Source organism: Helicobacter sp. T3_23-1056, assembly GCF_053654535.1.
In genome coordinates this window covers 34,460-51,144 of record NZ_JBSIUU010000014.1, presented here as the reverse complement: position 1 = coordinate 51,144, position 16,685 = coordinate 34,460, and the positions used below count along the sequence as shown (strand labels likewise).

The following is a 16,685-nucleotide window of genomic DNA, read 5'->3' as shown; positions in this document are numbered from 1 at the left end:
TTTTTTTGTTTTTATTGTTTTTCCGAATCAACTTTAAGCCTAAATTTCTACACCCCAAATCGCGCAAATCTACCTATCCACTTCGCCAAAAATCGCATTGCACGAACCAACTATGGTAACCACATCGGCGATATATTCCCCCACTAGCATTTCTTGGAGCAACGCCGTGTGGGCGAAGCTAGGGGTTTTTATTTTTACGCGTTGAGGATATGGATTGCCTAGCGAATGGATAAAAAATCCTAGCTCGCCACGCGGGGATTCTGTGGGGACATACACTTCGCCCTTTGGTGGTCGCATACCCTGTGTAACAAGCACAAAATGTTGCATTAGTGAATAATTTTGCGTCATTATCTCTTCTTTTGGTGCGGAAATAAAGCTAGGCGCATCAGCCATAAGCCCACCACCACGCAGATTTTCACACTCTTTGCTAGCTTGTGGATAAAGCGCGATTAGCTGCTCTAAAATCTTGCAAGATTCTCTAATCTCAAGCATATAAAGCCTATATCTATCATAGCTATCGCCACTATGCCCCACAGGCACGGCAAAATCTAGCTCATCATACAACTCATAAGGCTCTTCTTTGCGAATGTCATAAGCAATGCCTGTGGCACGGAGCATTATCCCGCTTGCGCCCCACGATTTTGCCCGCTCTGCGTTTATCACGCCCACGCCCTCTAGCCTTGCGCGCCAAATGCGATTATTATCTAGCAAGCCCTCAAAAAGCTCGATAGATTTTTGCACTTCTTTTAGGAAATTTTGCAGATTTTCAAGCCATTTTGGTGGAAAATCCAGCGGGACGCCACCTATGCGAATCGCATTATGAGTAAGCCTAGCCCCGCAATAATCCTCCATCAAATCAAGCCCATACTCACGCGTCTTAAACGCATACAAAAACATCGATAGCGCACCCACATCCATCGCGTGCACGGCGATAAAAAAGATATGCGAAATGATACGATTTAGCTCCAAAATCGTGGTGCGGATTACTTGTGCTTTGCGTGGGATTTCTAGCCCGATAAGTCGCTCGACTGCTAGCGCGAACGCATAATTATTGCTACTTGATGCGATATAATCAAGCCTATCAGTTGTCGGCATAAACTCATTATAAATCATATTTTCTGCTAACTTTTCTATGCCTCTATGCAGGTAGCCTATTTCTGGGTGGGCTTTTTTGACTTGCTCGCCCTCTAGCTCTAGCACAAGTCGCAACTGCCCGTGCGTGCTAGGGTGCTGTGGTCCAAAATTTAGCACCATTGCGTTATCATCTCGCTTTTCAAACGCGATATTTTCAAATTGTGGTTTTAATCTTGTGTAGATTTGTGCCATTTTGCGTGTCCTTACCTAGCGTGTAATGTGGATTTTGCGTTTATTTGCGTTTTTGCAAAATTTCTTTTTTTTCTTTTGAGATATTTCGCACAAAAAGCGTTTTTGAGGCTTGCATATATAGCGGGTCGCTACTTTTGCCTATTTCATCGATTTTTGCAAAATTTCTCACTTCACTCTCATCTATCCTAGCACTATCCCTCTGCTCTGCGCCGATGATTTCTCGATATTGCTTGCCAAAGATTTTATCCACCTCATACCAGCTAGCATTTTCATCACCTTGTAATGGATAAGAGCGCAAAAGCGGGTGTCCTACCCAATCGCGTGGCATAAGCAAGCGCGATAATTTTGGGTGATTTAAAAACCTAATCCCAAACATATCATATATCTCACGCTCACTCCACAGCGCAAGCGCAAAAAGGCAATGTATGGATTCTATTTTTTCGCCCTCTTCTAGCGTGCATTTTATGCGGATTCTGCGTTTGTCCGCATAGCTAGAATCTAATGAATGAAGCTGATAAAAAAGCTCAAATTTTCCCGCACTTTTTATGTAGCCCTTCTCTCCAAAAATGCTAGATTCGCTAAAATCGCTAGAATCTAATGCTAGTTTATCTATGGCACTCATTTCACTTAGCACTTCATAGCCTAGCGATTTTAGCCTTTGTAGCACGGGGAAAATCTCGCTAGATTCTACCCACAGCACCGCGCAACCTAGCTCGATATATGCCAAATCTACTTTATGAAAATAGCTAATATGATTGTAAATCACTTCCCACGCACTGCCCTGTATATCTTGCTTTGGCGTTTGCTCTGGCTTATAAAATCTAGGCGTGTGATAAGAATGCCTTTGGACATCTTTATGTGGATTTTGGTGTGGATTTTGCAAATGTTGTGGCGTTTGCAAATGCGTTTCTTGCGACATTTTTTATCCTCTTTTTTTAGATTTTTTTTTAGATTCTAGTTTGCGTTTGGCTTTTTTTTGCGTTGGTTTTTAATTCTTTTTGCGCGTGGGCTAAATCACTCTTCTTTGTTTTGATGGAGTTGCTTTATTTGAGCGGATTTTGCGCTGAAGCACAAGCAGGGCGTATTGCAAAGTCTCTGGGCGAGGAGCGCACCCGGGCAAATAAATATCCACAGGAATGATTCTATCCACACCCTGCACGGTGGCATAGGTGTTAAACATTCCGCCAGTGTTTGCACAGCTACCCATAGAGATTACCCATTTTGGTTCGGGCATTTGGTCATATAGCCTGCGCGTGTATTCGGCGTGCTTTTTGGTGAGCGTGCCCGCGATAATCATCACATCGCTTTGTCTAGGACTCGCGCGAAAAATCGTCCCAAATCTATCAAAATCAAAGCGACTTCCCCCTGTCGCCATCATCTCTATCGCACAGCACGCAAGCCCATAAGTGAGGGGCCAAAGCGAATTGCTTCGCCCCCAATTTAATAGCTTGTCAATCGTGGTTAGCGCGATAGGCAGGCTAGCATCGCGCAGAGGCGTCATAGGGTTAAAATGCGCGGGCTGTTTTATGGTGGGTTGTTTTATAGATGGTTGTTTTATGGTGGGCTGTTTTATAGCGTGTTGGCTTATGCTAGATTTTGCGATATTTGCAGGATTTGAAGCATTTATAGATTTTGTAGAGAGGGCATTTTGATTCATTTTTGATTCCTTATATTTGTTGTAATCATTTATGATTGTGGCACATTTTGCGCTATAAGCGCGTCTTTTGGGCTATGCTCTTGTAATTGCAACGCGCCTTTTTTCCACGCATACACTAGCCCCACCACAAGTAGCAGGATAAAACTTATCATTTCTATAAAAAGCAAGATTCCAAATCCGCTAGTTTGTATCGCTTCTTTATACACGATAGCCCACGGAATCATAAACACCACTTCAATATCAAATAGCACAAACAATAGCGCGATGATAAAAAACTGATTTGGGATTTTGGCAGGCTGTTTTAGCGGAGTAGGACCGCATTCATAAGGGGCTAGTTTGAGTTTGTCGCGGGATTTGGTAGCGAGCTTGCGTGAGATAAAACGCTGGATTTTTAGCGTGTAGTTAAATGCTACAAATGTAAGCACAAATAGCACAAATACCCCAAAAAACGCGTGCGCCATCGCAAAATCTACGCTTGCCACATTGTGGGCTAAATCTACCGAATGGCTAGCCAAAGTAGAATCCATATTAAAATTTATAGCAGAATCCGCAGTCAAATCCATAGCAGAATCTAGCGAATCGTCTGTGCTAAAAGTATTTTGGGGATTTTGCGTTGCATTTTGGGAGGCATTTTGGGTGGCATTTTGAGAAATGTTTGAATCTATGTCGTTAGAATCTACATTTTTAGAAGTTAGATTTTGTGATATTTGATTTTGCGAAGTTGGATTTTGGGTGGCTAGATTTTGGATTTGATTAGTCGTTGGCATTTATCTTACCTTTTTTGCGTGTTTTTTATGCGTTGTTTGCGTGTTGTTTTGTGTTGTGATTTTACGCTGTGTAGCGTGGCTACGCCGTTGCAAATCTATGCTTTATCACATCTTGCAACTGCTTTGGATTATAACCAAAAGTGATAAAAAAATACTTAACCTTATAACAATTACGCGCATAAATTCTCATTATAGTATCGATTTTACACATATTTTTGATTTGATTTTGTGCCAATGCGCAAAAATTGTGTAAAAATGCACCAAAAACGCCTGCCCAAAAAAGCAAAATCAAATACAAAAGCGCGATTTTTGCGTGTTTTGATAGATTTTGTTATATAATCATTAACTTTTAATCTAGCGCGCTTATGCGTAACGCATTTGTCGCAACTTTTTCTAAGGGAGAATATATTATGACAAAATCTAATACAAACATACAAAATCCACATAGCAAATGCAAAATCAGCACTTGCAAATCCCACATTTTCAAATACCACATTTTCAAATCTTGCACTTGCAAAATAGCGATTTTTGCAAGCCTCATAGCCTATTGCCAAAATCTATATAGCGCAAATGAGCATATCACTTCATACATTACTAGCAAGGCGTGGAATGCAGACTCTCTCTATGTCGATAAGGGAGGCAATATCGGCAATCTCACTACAAGCAGTGGCAATGTGCGACTTGTAGAAGTAAATAGCGGGGGAAATATCACAAACTACACTATCAGCGGTGGAAATGTGCAAAATATCACCATAAATAGCGGTGGCACTCTATCGCTAAATCATTCAGGCGGGGTGATAAATACCATAAATCTAAATGGTGGGAATATTTTATATTTTGACAATAGGTCAAATACTACTAACCAAACCATAAACACAATGAACCTAAATGACGGGCAAATCGGGCTAAATTTTGGCTACCACCTAAATGGCAATATCAATAATCTAAATGTAAATAAATGGACGATTGCCATCTCTAGCGGAGGGACAGATTGGGGCAACAAAAAACAACATACTTTTAAAAATCAAGGCTACACAGGAATCCCAAAAACCCCCGTAGAGCACCTATACCTACGAAGCGATACGGGTAGCATAAAAGTCTCTTCTATCGCAAAAGAATCCATAATCATAGGCGTAGGCTTAGATGAAAATGGCAATGGCGCAAATGTCAATGATATATATGAGTATGACAAAATCATTCAAGGTGCTGCCGCAGGTAGCGTAACGCCAAACTTTGAACATCTATCTCCAACCCCGGGCATAAAGCTACAAGACAGGGGCACAGGATTTAGTTTGCAAGCTGATGTGGCTAGCTCGTATGGCATAACTATCCTAAAAACAATGACGCTAGGCTATATGCGTAGAAATACGATGGTGCAAACCGTGCTAGATTCGGTGATGAAAAAAAATTTCCGCTCCACACCAAATAAATCAAAACAACCTCAAATCTTTGAAAAACCATCCGCCACCACGCCACCGGGCGCATCCCCTAGATATGCTCCGCAAATGCGAAAACTCGCCACAAACTCAAGGCAAAATAGAGGCAAGGCAAGATTGGAGAAAAAATTTTTATCCTATGACAAAAACAAAAACCACATAGGGTTTGTCGTGCCTTATGGTGGACATAGCTACTTTAGCGATTCTAGCGTGTCTAGGGCGCACGAATTTAGCGGAGGGATTATCGGGGGAATCCAGCGAAATTTGGGAAATAGCGGAATCTTAGGCGGATATTTAGGCTATGAATACACTCACACGCTAGCAGATGTCTATGCGCAAAATATATTATTGCAAACCCATAGCGCGCAGATTGGCGCGACTTATTTCACCTCCAAAGCCCTAAAATCAAAAAGCCTAAAAGAGTTTTATTTCAAAGGCATTTTGCGAGGCGATATAAACGCACCTCATTTTGAGACAAACACTTACGCAGGCAAGCTACAAACCCAGCTTTTTAACTACGGATTTGGCACAGAGGGCAAAATCGGCATAGCATTCTACCAAGAAAAAGCCGCTAGCTATGTCGCACCAGAGCTAGGGATTAGCTATGATTTGCTACTTTTGCCTAGCTTTAGCCTTAATAAAGAATTTATGAATCAAGCAAATGAGGACTATCCATTTCATCTTTGGCATTTACCACAGGTGAGCCTCTCTCTCAAAGGGAGCAAAAGTTTTGGCAAAAATGGTGGCTTTAAAATGTTTTGGCTACTAGGTGGGAAATACAATATTTTAAATAAACAAAACGCCAGTTTTACTATCGCAAATCTAAGTAGCAAAGGCGATATAAACTTGCCATTGCTTTATGCAAATTTGGATTTGGATTTTGTGTGGAGCGTGGCAAAAAATAATGAAATCACACTAGGCTATGGGGGAATCTACTTTGTGGGTGGATTTTCTCCCTCATCTTTGCAAGGCTTTGCAAATTCTTTGTCCATCAAATGGACTGCGTGGTTTTAGGCGTGATGAGTGGCTTTTATAATTCGCACTTTTTAAGCGTAAAGCGTGGCTTTTTAATAATGCACGCTTTTAATTGCGATTAGTGGCTTTAATAATGCACGGTTTTAAGTGCGATGAGTGACTCTTTTTAATAATGCGTGGTTTTAGCCACATAAGCACGACATTTTCGCCACGACATTTTCACAATGTTTGTTATATTCAAACACAATCAAAGCAACTAATAAGCAATAGATAAAATAGATTGCCACGCAAAAATTCGCTTACGCTCTTTTTGCTCGCAATGACAAAAATTTCTCCTACATTTGTGTAGGATTTTGTGTGGAGGATTTTGCCTTTTTTCCCCCTCCCTTATGGATTTAAAAGCCTCTTATTCCCCCCTCCCTTGCGGAGGGGGCTAGGGGGTGGGTTTCTTTCGTCATTGCGAGAATCTGCATTCCACATTGTCATTGCGAGTGAACGCTAGTTACGCGCGGCAATCTATCTCTACAAAAGCGCAAAAACACGCTTTTGGCAAAAACTAATAATAGATTGCTACGATTTTGCAATGACACCCACCCCCAAGCAAATCGTCATTGCGAGCGAACGCAGTGAGCGTGGCAATCCACACTGCAATGCGTAAAAAATAGATTGCCACGCGTTGCGTTGCAACGCTCGCAATGACGGCAAAACTTTTTTGACATTGACTTGTTTTTTGTGCTTATGCTATAAGTCCGACACCCACCCCCTAACCCCCTCGTGCTAAGGGAGGGGGAAATCCCGTCATTGTGAGAATTTACATTGCTTGAGAATTTGCATTGCCGTCATTGCGAGCAAAAAGAGCGTAAGCGAATTTTTGCGTGGCAATCTATTTTGTCTATATTGCATTGTGGATTGCCACGCAAGTCTTACGACTTGCTCGCAATGACGATTTGACATTGTCAAACTTGGTTTTTGTCATCTTTGTCATACTGGGCGCAAGCGAAGTATCTCAAAAAAACATAGATTTAGATTGCCACGCGTTGCGTTGCAACGCTCGCAATGACGGCAAAACTTTTTTGACATTGACTTGTTTTTTGTGCTTATGCTATAAGTCCGACACCCACCCCCAATCAAATCGTCATTGCGAGCGAACGCAGTGAGCGTGGCAATCCACACTGCAATGCGTAAAAAATAGATTGCCACGAATTTGCAACTTTTAACAAAGTTGCAAATTCTCGCAATGACGAATAAAACGCCTTTTAGATGCTTTGGGTTTCTTGCGAAAATTTAGTCTGATAAAGTGTTTTTTTTTTTTTGCTTATAATTGCCACGCAAGTCTTGCGACTTGCTCGCAATGACGGAAAACCCACCCCCTTAATCCCCCTCCGCAAGGGAGGGGGAACTTCCGTCATTGTGAAAATTTGCATTTTTGTGGATTGCCACGCCTACAACACGCCTACAAAATGTGGCTTTGAAAAATAACTTCTTAAAAAATTTTAAAAAACAATTTTTTTTTAAAAAATCAAAAATTAACAAAAAAAACAAACAAACAAAAATTTTAAAAAAGTTCAAAATTTTTTTAAAAAATCAAAATTTTTAAAAAAGCAAAAAAATTTTTTGCTTTTAAGCAAATCTTAATAAAAAATCAAAAATTAACAAAAAAACAAACAAAATTTTAAAAAAAGTTCAAAATTAAAAAATCAAAAAATTTTAAAAAGTTCAAAAATTTTTAAAAAGTTCAATTTTTTTTAAAAAAAGCAAAAAATTTTTTTGCTTTTAAGCAAATCTTAATAAGGGGGGGGGGTAGAATGTTGCCACGCTTTTGTTTTTTTTTTTTTTTTGTTTGAAAACGCGTTTTTGATAGATTTTGCGGATTTTGGCGCGTTTTAGCGTTTTTTAAGCGTGTCTTAGCGCGTTTAAGCGTGTTTGGACGCATATTTGAGCCTGTTTTAAGCGTGTTTTGAATGCGTTTGAGCTTGTTTTGAGCGCATTTGAGATTGTTTGAATGTGTTTAAAATGTGTTTTGAGCCTGCTTAAATGCGTTTTAGCGTGTTTGAATATGTTTAAATGTATTTAAATGTATTTTAAGCTCGTTTGAATGTGTTTAAGCTCGTTTGAATGTGTTTAAGCGTTTGGGCTTATTTGAATGTGTTTAATGCGTTTAAGGCGTGTTTGAGATTGTTTGGGGCGCATTATGTGGCGTTTATACATTGTGAAAAAGCCTAAAAATTGCAAAAATGCCTAAATTGCGAAATGCCTAAAAATCGTGAAAATGCCTAAAAAACGCAAAATCTTAACATTTATGCTTTTTCAAAAAAGGGATAAAAAAGCGGAGCGAAAATTTACCTTATAAGGAGCAGGACAATGAATAAATTGTCAAAAATGGTTACAAGCGTGGCGGCAGCTAGCGTGCTAGCAAGTGGTGTATATGCGGAGGAAAGCGGAGTATTTGTGGGGCTAGAGGCTGGAAGTATAGGCTATGGAAATCTAAATTATGAATACAACGGCGAATATACAAATACAACAAATGGAACAAAAAAAAAATACAAAGGAAAAAGTGAGGGCGGTGCAGATAGCTTTGGCTATGGAATCACAGTGGGCTATAAACATTTCTTTACCCCAAAAATAGGCTTGCGTGGGTATGCAAATTTTAACCACATACACGGAAATATTGTTGTGGGTAGCGATGTAGATGGTAATGCTATTAGAAATATCGGTAATTTATTCAACTATGGCGTGAATGTGGATTTTCTAGGCAATTTTTATAGTGCTGAAAATTTGGATATTGGTGGATTTATCGGGCTTGGGATTGGTGCAAATTCACTCACAGGCACTGATATAAAAAATGCAAGAAATAACGCAAAAGAAAATGCCAAAGAGTCCAATGCTTTGGGCAACAAAGCCACTGCAAACACGCCTGCGGCTAGCTTTGATGCGCATCTAAATGTAGGTTTGAGAGCAAATCTAGCCAAACATCACGGAATCGAAGCGGTGGCAAAAGTGCCATTTTTGCCTGCGACAATCGTAGATACAAGCTACGCATCTCAAGATGGCACTTACTCAAGCAAATCAACTACACAAATCCGAAACACTTGGAATTTCAATGTGCGCTACACATATAGTTTCTAGTAGTTTTTTTGGGGGGTTTGGGATTTTGCTAGGCAAAGTGTTTTGCTAGCAAAATCTTAGCAAATGGGTATGGCAAAACTTATGGCAAGTATCAAAACGCTTGCTATACTGATGAGGCCATACTCATAACGCCATACTCATAGCGCCAATGTTTGCAACGCAAACTAAAATCTAATCAAAATCTAAAAATGCTAAAAATCTAAAAAAATCTAGCCAAAATCTAAAAAAGCAAAATCCACTCAAACACGCAACAATCTAAAAAAAGCAAAATCTAAAAACAACACAAAATCTACAAACAAAATCTACAAAAACGCAAAATCCAAAAATATATCAAAATCTAAAAAAAAAAAAAACCAAAAAATCCAAAAAACCAAAATCTAAAAAACCCAAAATCTAAAAATCTATCCGCATTCGCTACTTTCATTATTGTTCGCCATTTTCGCTACTTTTTGCTATTTTCGCCATTTTCACTATTTTCATTATTTTTCGCTATATCATTGACTAATCGCGACTTTTATCTCGCGGGCAAATTTAGCGACTTCCTCTACGCATTTTTTTTCATCTTTTTCATTTTTTTCGCAGATTTTCATTATCGCGCTACCGATGATTATCCCATCTGCATAGGAAGCGATTTTTTTGGCTTGAGTGGGGTTTGAGATACCAAAGCCAACGGCTATGGGCGTGCTAGAAAATTTGCGGATTTTGCTTATGGTTGATTCTAGGGCGTTATCCACTTCGCTTCGCACGCCCGTTACGCCTAGTGAGCTAACGCAATAAATAAATCCGCTTGAATCTCGCACCACCATATCCACGCGATGTTTGGAGCTGGGGGCAACTAGCGTGATAAAATCTATGCCGTATTTTTCACACGCGCTCACAAAAATGCCTTTTTCCTCGTAAGGCACATCGGCTAGGATTAGCCCCCCTACGCCCAAACTAGCCATTTTAGCCACAAATGCTTCTATGCCATAGGCAAAGATGATATTTGCATAAGTCATAAATGCTAATTTCACTTCGCTTTTGCTTCTTACGCGCTTTACAAAATCAAACACTTCTTCGCAATGCACGCCATTTTGCAGGGCTTTTGCGCTGGATTTTTGGATAGTCTCGCCCTCTGCGATGGGGTCTGAAAAAGGAATCCCTATTTCGATAATATCCGCGCCATTTGATTCTAGCGCGTATAAAATCTGCTCGCTTAGCGCGATACTAGGATAGCCACAAGTGATAAAGGGGATAAATGCTTTTTTATGCTTTGTGGTGTTTTTTGGATTTGGGCTAAATGCGCTAGATAGCGCGTATTTGGATTCTAGTTTTTTACTCTCTAGTTTGTTACTCATAGATTTCCTCCCCTTTATACCTCGCCATAGCGGCGCAGTCTTTGTCCCCTCTGCCTGATAGATTTATCACTACGATATTATCTTTTGGCATTTTGGGGATTATTTTTAGTCCGTAGGCTATGGCGTGTGCGCTCTCTATGGCTGGGATTATCCCCTCTGTCTTTGAGAGGTATTCAAATGCTTTTAGCGCTTCATCATCGCTGATAGCGACAAAATCCACTCTTTTTATGTCGTTTAGATATGCGTGCTCAGGTCCTATACCCGGGTAGTCAAGCCCTGCGCTTATGCTATATACAGGTGCGATTTGCCCAAAACTATCTTGGCAAAAATATGATTTCATTCCGTGAAAGATACCGACTTTGCCCGTGCTAATGCTAGCAGCGGTTTCTTTTGTATCTATGCCCATCCCTGCTGCTTCTACGCCGATAAGCCTAACTTGCGCATCGCCTAAAAAATGATAAAACGCACCCATAGCGTTGCTCCCTCCGCCTACGCAGGCTAGCAGTGCATCTGGTAGTCTGCCCTCTAGCTCTAATATTTGGGATTTTATCTCGCGTGAAATGATGCTTTGAAAATCCCTCACAATCGTAGGAAATGGGTGTGGTCCCATAACCGAACCTAGCACATAGTGCGTATCATCTATGCGTGAAGTCCATTCGCGCATAGTCTCGCTTACGGCGTCTTTTAGCGTGGCTGTGCCACTAGAGACGACATTTACTTTTGCGCCTAGTAGTTTCATACGATAGACATTTAGGGCTTGCCTTTTGGCGTCTTCTTCGCCCATAAATATTTCGCATTCCATTTTCATAAGCGCAGCACCTGTGGCTGTGGCTACGCCGTGCTGTCCAGCTCCCGTCTCTGCTATCACGCGGGTTTTGCCCATCTTTTTTGCTAGCAAAATCTGCCCTAGCACATTGTTGATTTTGTGTGAGCCTGTGTGGTTTAAATCCTCTCTTTTTAGATAGACTTTTGCCCCTAGATTTTCGCTCATAGATTTTGCAAAATACAATAACGATGGGCGTCCTACATAGGTTTTTAGCAGTGTGGATAGTTCAGTGCTAAAATCTGTATCATTTTTGTATTTTTCATAAGCAGATTCTAGCTCTAAGATTGCATTCATCAGCGTTTCGGGGATAAATCGCCCTCCATATTCCCCAAAATATCCATTTATCGCTTCATTTTGTAGCTTTGGCATAAAAGCACTCCTTTTTTAGATTTTGTCGTTTTTTTGATTTTGCTTTTTTGGGATTATTTTTTAGATTTTGCTTTGATTTTGTGGCGTTGATTGGCGTTGATTTTTGTCAAAATCGCATAAAAAAATCGCATTAAAATTGTAGTAAATTTTTTTTTATTAAAGATTATTTTAGGCTATTTTGTCTAGCTTTTTTTACGCTTGCTTTGCAGGCTTTTAGAAACGCTCCGCGCACTGCTTTGCCCTCTAGCACCGCTAGCCCTTGTGCTGTCGTGCCTGCTGGGCTTGTAACGGATTCGATAATCTCTTGGGGTGTAGCGGAGTCCAAAAGAGAAGCAAACCCCCTAAAAGTCTGCCTTACAAGAGAGGTAGAATCTGCCCTAGATAGCCCCTCTTGCACGCCTGCGTCTATTAGGCTTTGTGCGACAAGTGCTAGAAATGCAGGCGAAGAGCCACTTGTAGCGATGGAGCTATCGATAAGATTTTCGCTTGCTAGAAATACCGCATTGCCAAAAGATTCGATGATTTGCTGTGCTTGGTTTTTGATTTTTTTAGCATTGTCCTCTTTGGTAGAGATAAAAACCGCGGTGGCTGAAAGGCTAAATCTAGCGCACACATTTGGCATAAGCCTTGCAAAATATTTTGCACTCATAAAAGATTCTAGCGTGGCGATATTTACCCCCGCAAGCGCGCTATAAACGCCCTTTGCCCTGCCCTCATAGACAAAGCTAGAAAGCCCTTTTGGCTTTATGCAAAGTAGCAAGATTTTATCTTGGATTTTAATTTTTGGCTTAGAATCTAAGCTGTCATTTTGGCTTGGGCTAGATTGTTTTGATTCTATCGCGGTGGCGTTTTTTAGACTATGTTTGCTGATAAAATCTCGCGCTTTTTGCACATCTCGTCCGCAGATTTCAAGCGCGTATTTGCCCTGCTTATCCAACGCCAAAGCGATAGCAGAAGCCATATTTCCATAGCCTAGTATCAAAATAGTATCTTTTTTGCTTTTTTGTGTCGCTGACATTATCGCCCTTTTTAAGTTGTGGATTCTAGTTTTTGGCACAAAGATTCAAAGCCCTCATCAAAGAAAAACACATTGTTCGCGCCCATTTTGACTAGCTCACTGCCTAGCATAGCCACCGTGTAGCCTGAATAGCAATGCAATAAAAAATCCGTGTCTTTGTGGGATAAAATCTCACGCGACAAACTCTCAAAATCTGTGATATTTTTTGCGTTTTTTATGTGCTTTTTGGCGTAGTCGCTAGAGTGGCGAATGTCAATAATCTGGGCTTTTAATGCCTTGTTTTTTAATGTTTTTAATGCCTCATTATTTAAAGCATTTTGACTAGAATCTACGCTAGATTTTTTGCTAGGATTTTGATTTTTTAGCTGGCTAGATTTTGGGCTAAAATCATCATTAGATTTTGGGCTAGATTCTTGGCTAAAATCCTCATTAGATTTTGTGATTTGTGTCTTAATCTTGGCTAAATCACTAAGTAAATCCCCGCTCAAATCCTCCGCAAAAACGGGAATCGCTAGCGAAAAATGCTCTGGGGTTTTTCTCATAATCTTTGTCTCCATATTTTTTGCTTCATAGTCGCTAGTTTATGAAAATCTATGATTTTGCTAGGCTATTTTTTCTACTTAAGCAGGGTTTCACCCGCCTCGCAGTTGCTCTAATCGCTCGCGTTTTGTGCCAATATCTGTGATTTGGATTCCAAAGTTTCCATCGACAATGACTACTTCGCCTTTGGCTATGACTTTGTTGTCGATTAGCACTTCTAGTGGGTCGTTTGCAAGCTGATTTAGCTCCACGACACTGCCTATATCCATAGAGATGACATCTTTTAATAGCATTTTCTTTTGCCCTATGCGGACTTTTACGGTTAGATTTACATCTAAAAGCATACCGATATTGCGGATTTCATCTGGGCTTAGCGAGGACTGCGCGCCTGTGCTAGCAGCTGTCGCAGGAGTAGAGCTGCCACCTTCAAAATAAGGGACTAACTCTTTTGAGATAACGCCCACATAGCTAGAATTTGCCCTATTTAACGAAAAGGACATTTCATAGGCATTGCTAAAATCTGCTAGCTTTGAAGCATCATCGATTAGCTCAATCCCCACCACCTCAAAATCCAAATTTGGCAAATCCCCTTGCGATTTTAGCGAAGTAGCAATCGCGCCAAAGACATTAGAATTGATTTCCTTTGTCGCGTCCAAATCATCGCTACTTGCCTCCGTGCCACTATTTCCCTCCCCGCCTAGCATCAAATCGCTTAACGCCGTTACTAATTCTATGGGGTTGATTATCCCTGCTTTTGCATTGACATCGCCACTGACATTTATCGTAGTAAGAGCGCAGGGAAAATCCGTAACGATTTCACTCACGCTACCGCTTTTTTTAAACTCCACGCTTGGAGCATTTCCTGTCAAACCCTCAATCGTAGAGATGGTTTCAGCGATAAGTAGCTTAAAAAATGGGCTATCCATTTGCATTCCTCCCTTTTGTTTTATTTTTAAATGTTTGTAAATCGTTCATTTTGGTGTTTTAGATTTTGGTTTGCAAAATCTAGTCTTCTTCCTCTTCTTCGTTTTCGGCGTCTTCGATTTTGTTTTTGCGCTGGGTTTCAAGCATTTCAAGGATTTCTTTGACTTTGTCTTTTTCGGTTAGGATTTCTTCTTGGATTTTGATAGATTTGCGAAATCTTTGCAAGCCGATATTTGCGCGGTATTTATCCCTCCCATCGATACTCACCACCACATCATCGCTAGCAGGCTCATTTAGCCGTATCACATCGCCCACTTGCAAATCAAGCACTTCTTTTAGCGTGAGATTTGTCCCACCGATAAACGCTTCTACGCCCACATCTGCGCCACCGATTAGGGCTTGGAGTTCTTTGTTGCGCGATTTTTTGGAATTTGTCTCGCCTAGATTTACATCTCTACTGCCTAGTCTAGGCAAAATCGATTCTAGCGAAATCACAGGGTAGCAAAAATTTATCATACCGCTAGAATGCCCGATGATAAGCTCCATAACCACCATTATGACAATCTCATTTTGCGCGACAATTTGGACGACATTTGGGCTAGATTCTTTTGCGTCAATGCTAGGATACATATCCGTGATAGAGCTCCACGCTTCTTTTAGGGTTTGCATCACTTGACGCAAAATCGTATCAAGCAAATTTAGCTCAATATCGCTAAACTCACGCGAATTGTCATAAGGGTCGCCCTTCCCCCCCAAAAGCCTATCAATCATAGGAAACACAATGCTAGGATTTATCTCTAGCACGCCCGTGCCATCAAGTGGCTTCATCGAAAACACATTAAAACTCGTAGGGCTTGGCAAACTCATCAAAAATTCACCATAAGTCATCTGATCTACGCTATGTAGCTGAATCTCCACGATAGAGCGCATAACCGCTGAAATCTGGCTAGATAGCGCGCGCGCCATCTTGTCGTGGATAGAGCGAAAGGCGCGGAGTTGCTCTTTGCTGACACGATTTGGACGCTTGAAGTCATATAGCGTTACTTGTCGCTGTGGGAGTATATCGCTACGGCTAAGCGTATCATCATCTTTGCCATCATCGACTGCTTCTAGGAGGGCGTCTATTTCTTCTTGACTTAGTATATCAGCCATTTTGTTCTCCTAATGAATATCGAATCTTTTTTATCACTTCTTTTGCGATTTGTGAAATCCTAGATTCTGTAATGTGCAAAATATCTTTGATTTCACTTAGGCTTAGCTCTTCTAAAAAATACAGCTGGATTATTAGCTGTTCTCTTTGTGGGAAAGTTTTTAGCACGGATTGGATTTTATCGACTAGCTCTTCTTTTTCAAGTTTATCAATGATATTTGTAGGCTCCATAATGTTATATTGCTCATCGATTGGCACAAGCACATAAATATCTGAAGCTATCTTTGCTTCTTTAATCTTTTCTACACTCTCATTTAGCACTTTTGATAAATATTCATCGCTTGGCTCTTCTTCGTGTTCATTAAAATACCTGCTTACTTCTGCGTCAATGGCTTTTATGAGTTTGCGCGAAGAGCGCGAGACTACATCAAGCGCACGCAAATAATCAAGCATAGCACCATACACGCGCGATTTTGCATAGCCCCAAAATGAGTCATTTAGATTTTCATCATATCGCCTTGCTAGTTTTAGCAATTCCTCTGTGCCGATAGAGATAAGCTCGCTTACCTCTAGATGTGCAGGCAAACGCTCTTTGATACGATATGCCATAGCTTTGACAGCGGGGAGGTAGGCTACGGCTAGCTCATCTTGGTTTGTTTGTTTTACTTCTTGGTAGGCTTGAGGTATCATTGGCAACCTTTATGGGGCTTTTATGTCTATGCGGGATTTTCGGTGATTTCGGCGGGGGTTTGGATATTGTTTATGGTGCTGGCTTGCGCGATTGATTCTTGTTGCTCGTTTAGCTCAAAGCTAGCGATAAATCTAGCAATCGCCCTCGCTTCTTTTTCTGTGTGGTCAAACTCGCCATCAAAATAGTCAAGTTGCTGCTCAATGTAGTCTTTGTTTGCAAGCATAGAGCTAGGTTTTGGGTCTTGGATATAAGTATAAACTGCAGCCATTGTAAGGGAGATGAGATACATACAAATCGTAACGATGATAAGCAAAAATAGCACTAATTCAGGCTCATTAAACTTTATCAAACCTATCGTTAGCCCGATAAAAAATCCTGCCACAACAGAGAGATTGATAAAATTTGACATACGCATCGCTTAACCCCTTTGTTATGTATGGTTGTGTGGATATTGCCGTTTTATGCAAGGTTTTGCAAACTTTTATTTTGTTTTTTGGATTTTGGTTTTTTGGATTTTGGCTTTATGCTGATAAAAACCAAAAT

At 40.6% G+C, this 16,685-nt stretch carries 17 protein-coding genes; 5 read left to right on the top strand and 12 right to left on the bottom strand.

The features are described 5' to 3' along the window. Window positions 1-69: 69 nt before the first annotated feature. From nuoD to ACWIUO_RS08500, 4 genes are all read right to left on the bottom strand, one after another. Entirely contained in the window at window positions 70-1,326 is a 1,257-nt protein-coding gene (gene nuoD, locus ACWIUO_RS08515) for an NADH dehydrogenase (quinone) subunit D (RefSeq protein WP_454177472.1), read from the bottom strand. A gap of 40 nt (window positions 1,327-1,366) precedes the next feature. Then, window positions 1,367-2,245, bottom strand: a complete 879-nt coding sequence (locus ACWIUO_RS08510) for an NADH-quinone oxidoreductase subunit C (protein ID WP_454177471.1) — start codon at window positions 2,243-2,245, stop codon at window positions 1,367-1,369. Between the two features lie 90 nt (window positions 2,246-2,335). Next, window positions 2,336-2,827: a NuoB/complex I 20 kDa subunit family protein gene (locus tag ACWIUO_RS08505; protein WP_454177492.1), complete on the bottom strand. Its 492-nt coding sequence runs from the start codon at window positions 2,825-2,827 to the stop codon at window positions 2,336-2,338. Window positions 2,828-3,012: 185 nt separating this feature from the next. Further along, the gene (locus tag ACWIUO_RS08500) at window positions 3,013-3,444 is read right to left on the bottom strand and encodes an NAD(P)H-quinone oxidoreductase subunit 3 (protein WP_454177491.1); all 432 of its coding nucleotides are present in this window, start codon (window positions 3,442-3,444) and stop codon (window positions 3,013-3,015) included. Window positions 3,445-4,160: 716 nt separating this feature from the next. On the opposite strand from ACWIUO_RS08500, the gene ACWIUO_RS08495 reads away from it, so the two are divergent. The 5 genes from ACWIUO_RS08495 (at window position 4,161) to ACWIUO_RS08475 (ending at window position 9,287) form a co-directional block, all read left to right on the top strand. After that, the gene (locus ACWIUO_RS08495; protein ID WP_454177470.1) at window positions 4,161-6,200 is read left to right on the top strand and encodes an autotransporter domain-containing protein; all 2,040 of its coding nucleotides are present in this window, start codon (window positions 4,161-4,163) and stop codon (window positions 6,198-6,200) included. Between the two features lie 328 nt (window positions 6,201-6,528). Further along, window positions 6,529-6,663 (top strand): hypothetical protein, encoded by a 135-nt coding sequence (locus ACWIUO_RS08490; protein ID WP_454177469.1) that lies wholly within the window; start codon window positions 6,529-6,531, stop codon window positions 6,661-6,663. A 373-nt stretch (window positions 6,664-7,036) separates the two neighbouring features. Further along, the gene (locus ACWIUO_RS08485; protein WP_454177468.1) at window positions 7,037-7,318 is read left to right on the top strand and encodes a hypothetical protein; all 282 of its coding nucleotides are present in this window, start codon (window positions 7,037-7,039) and stop codon (window positions 7,316-7,318) included. A 154-nt stretch (window positions 7,319-7,472) separates the two neighbouring features. After that, window positions 7,473-7,640, top strand: a complete 168-nt coding sequence (locus tag ACWIUO_RS08480; protein WP_454177467.1) for a hypothetical protein — start codon at window positions 7,473-7,475, stop codon at window positions 7,638-7,640. Window positions 7,641-8,522: 882 nt separating this feature from the next. Then, complete coding sequence (locus ACWIUO_RS08475; protein ID WP_454177466.1) at window positions 8,523-9,287, top strand: outer membrane beta-barrel protein; 765 nt, start codon at window positions 8,523-8,525, stop codon at window positions 9,285-9,287. A 494-nt stretch (window positions 9,288-9,781) separates the two neighbouring features. Here the strand turns inward: ACWIUO_RS08475 and trpA are convergent, their stop codons facing one another. The 8 genes from trpA to ACWIUO_RS08435 all read right to left on the bottom strand — a co-directional run bounded on the left by trpA (window position 9,782) and on the right by ACWIUO_RS08435 (window position 16,557). Continuing rightward, window positions 9,782-10,624: a tryptophan synthase subunit alpha gene (gene trpA / locus ACWIUO_RS08470; RefSeq protein WP_454177465.1), complete on the bottom strand. Its 843-nt coding sequence runs from the start codon at window positions 10,622-10,624 to the stop codon at window positions 9,782-9,784. Next, a complete protein-coding gene (gene trpB / locus ACWIUO_RS08465; RefSeq protein WP_454177464.1) occupies window positions 10,617-11,819 on the bottom strand; it encodes a tryptophan synthase subunit beta in 1,203 nt (400 codons plus the stop codon). The genes trpA and trpB overlap by 8 nt, the downstream gene beginning before the upstream one ends. Window positions 11,820-11,982: 163 nt before the next feature. Next, complete coding sequence (locus ACWIUO_RS08460) at window positions 11,983-12,837, bottom strand: pyrroline-5-carboxylate reductase (RefSeq protein WP_454177463.1); 855 nt, start codon at window positions 12,835-12,837, stop codon at window positions 11,983-11,985. 11 nt (window positions 12,838-12,848) lie between these two features. Beyond that, window positions 12,849-13,394: a rhodanese-like domain-containing protein gene (locus ACWIUO_RS08455; RefSeq protein ID WP_454177462.1), complete on the bottom strand. Its 546-nt coding sequence runs from the start codon at window positions 13,392-13,394 to the stop codon at window positions 12,849-12,851. A 75-nt stretch (window positions 13,395-13,469) separates the two neighbouring features. After that, a complete protein-coding gene (gene fliY / locus ACWIUO_RS08450; RefSeq protein ID WP_454177461.1) occupies window positions 13,470-14,303 on the bottom strand; it encodes a flagellar motor switch protein FliY in 834 nt (277 codons plus the stop codon). Window positions 14,304-14,382: 79 nt separating this feature from the next. After that, a complete protein-coding gene (gene fliM / locus ACWIUO_RS08445; RefSeq protein WP_454170967.1) occupies window positions 14,383-15,453 on the bottom strand; it encodes a flagellar motor switch protein FliM in 1,071 nt (356 codons plus the stop codon). Then, window positions 15,446-16,141, bottom strand: a complete 696-nt coding sequence (locus ACWIUO_RS08440) for an RNA polymerase sigma factor FliA (RefSeq protein WP_454177460.1) — start codon at window positions 16,139-16,141, stop codon at window positions 15,446-15,448. The genes fliM and ACWIUO_RS08440 overlap by 8 nt, the downstream gene beginning before the upstream one ends. Before the next feature lie 26 nt (window positions 16,142-16,167). Beyond that, on the bottom strand, window positions 16,168-16,557 hold the full coding sequence (locus ACWIUO_RS08435) for a hypothetical protein (RefSeq protein ID WP_454177459.1): 390 nt from the start codon (window positions 16,555-16,557) through the stop codon (window positions 16,168-16,170). Window positions 16,558-16,685 lie beyond the last annotated feature (128 nt).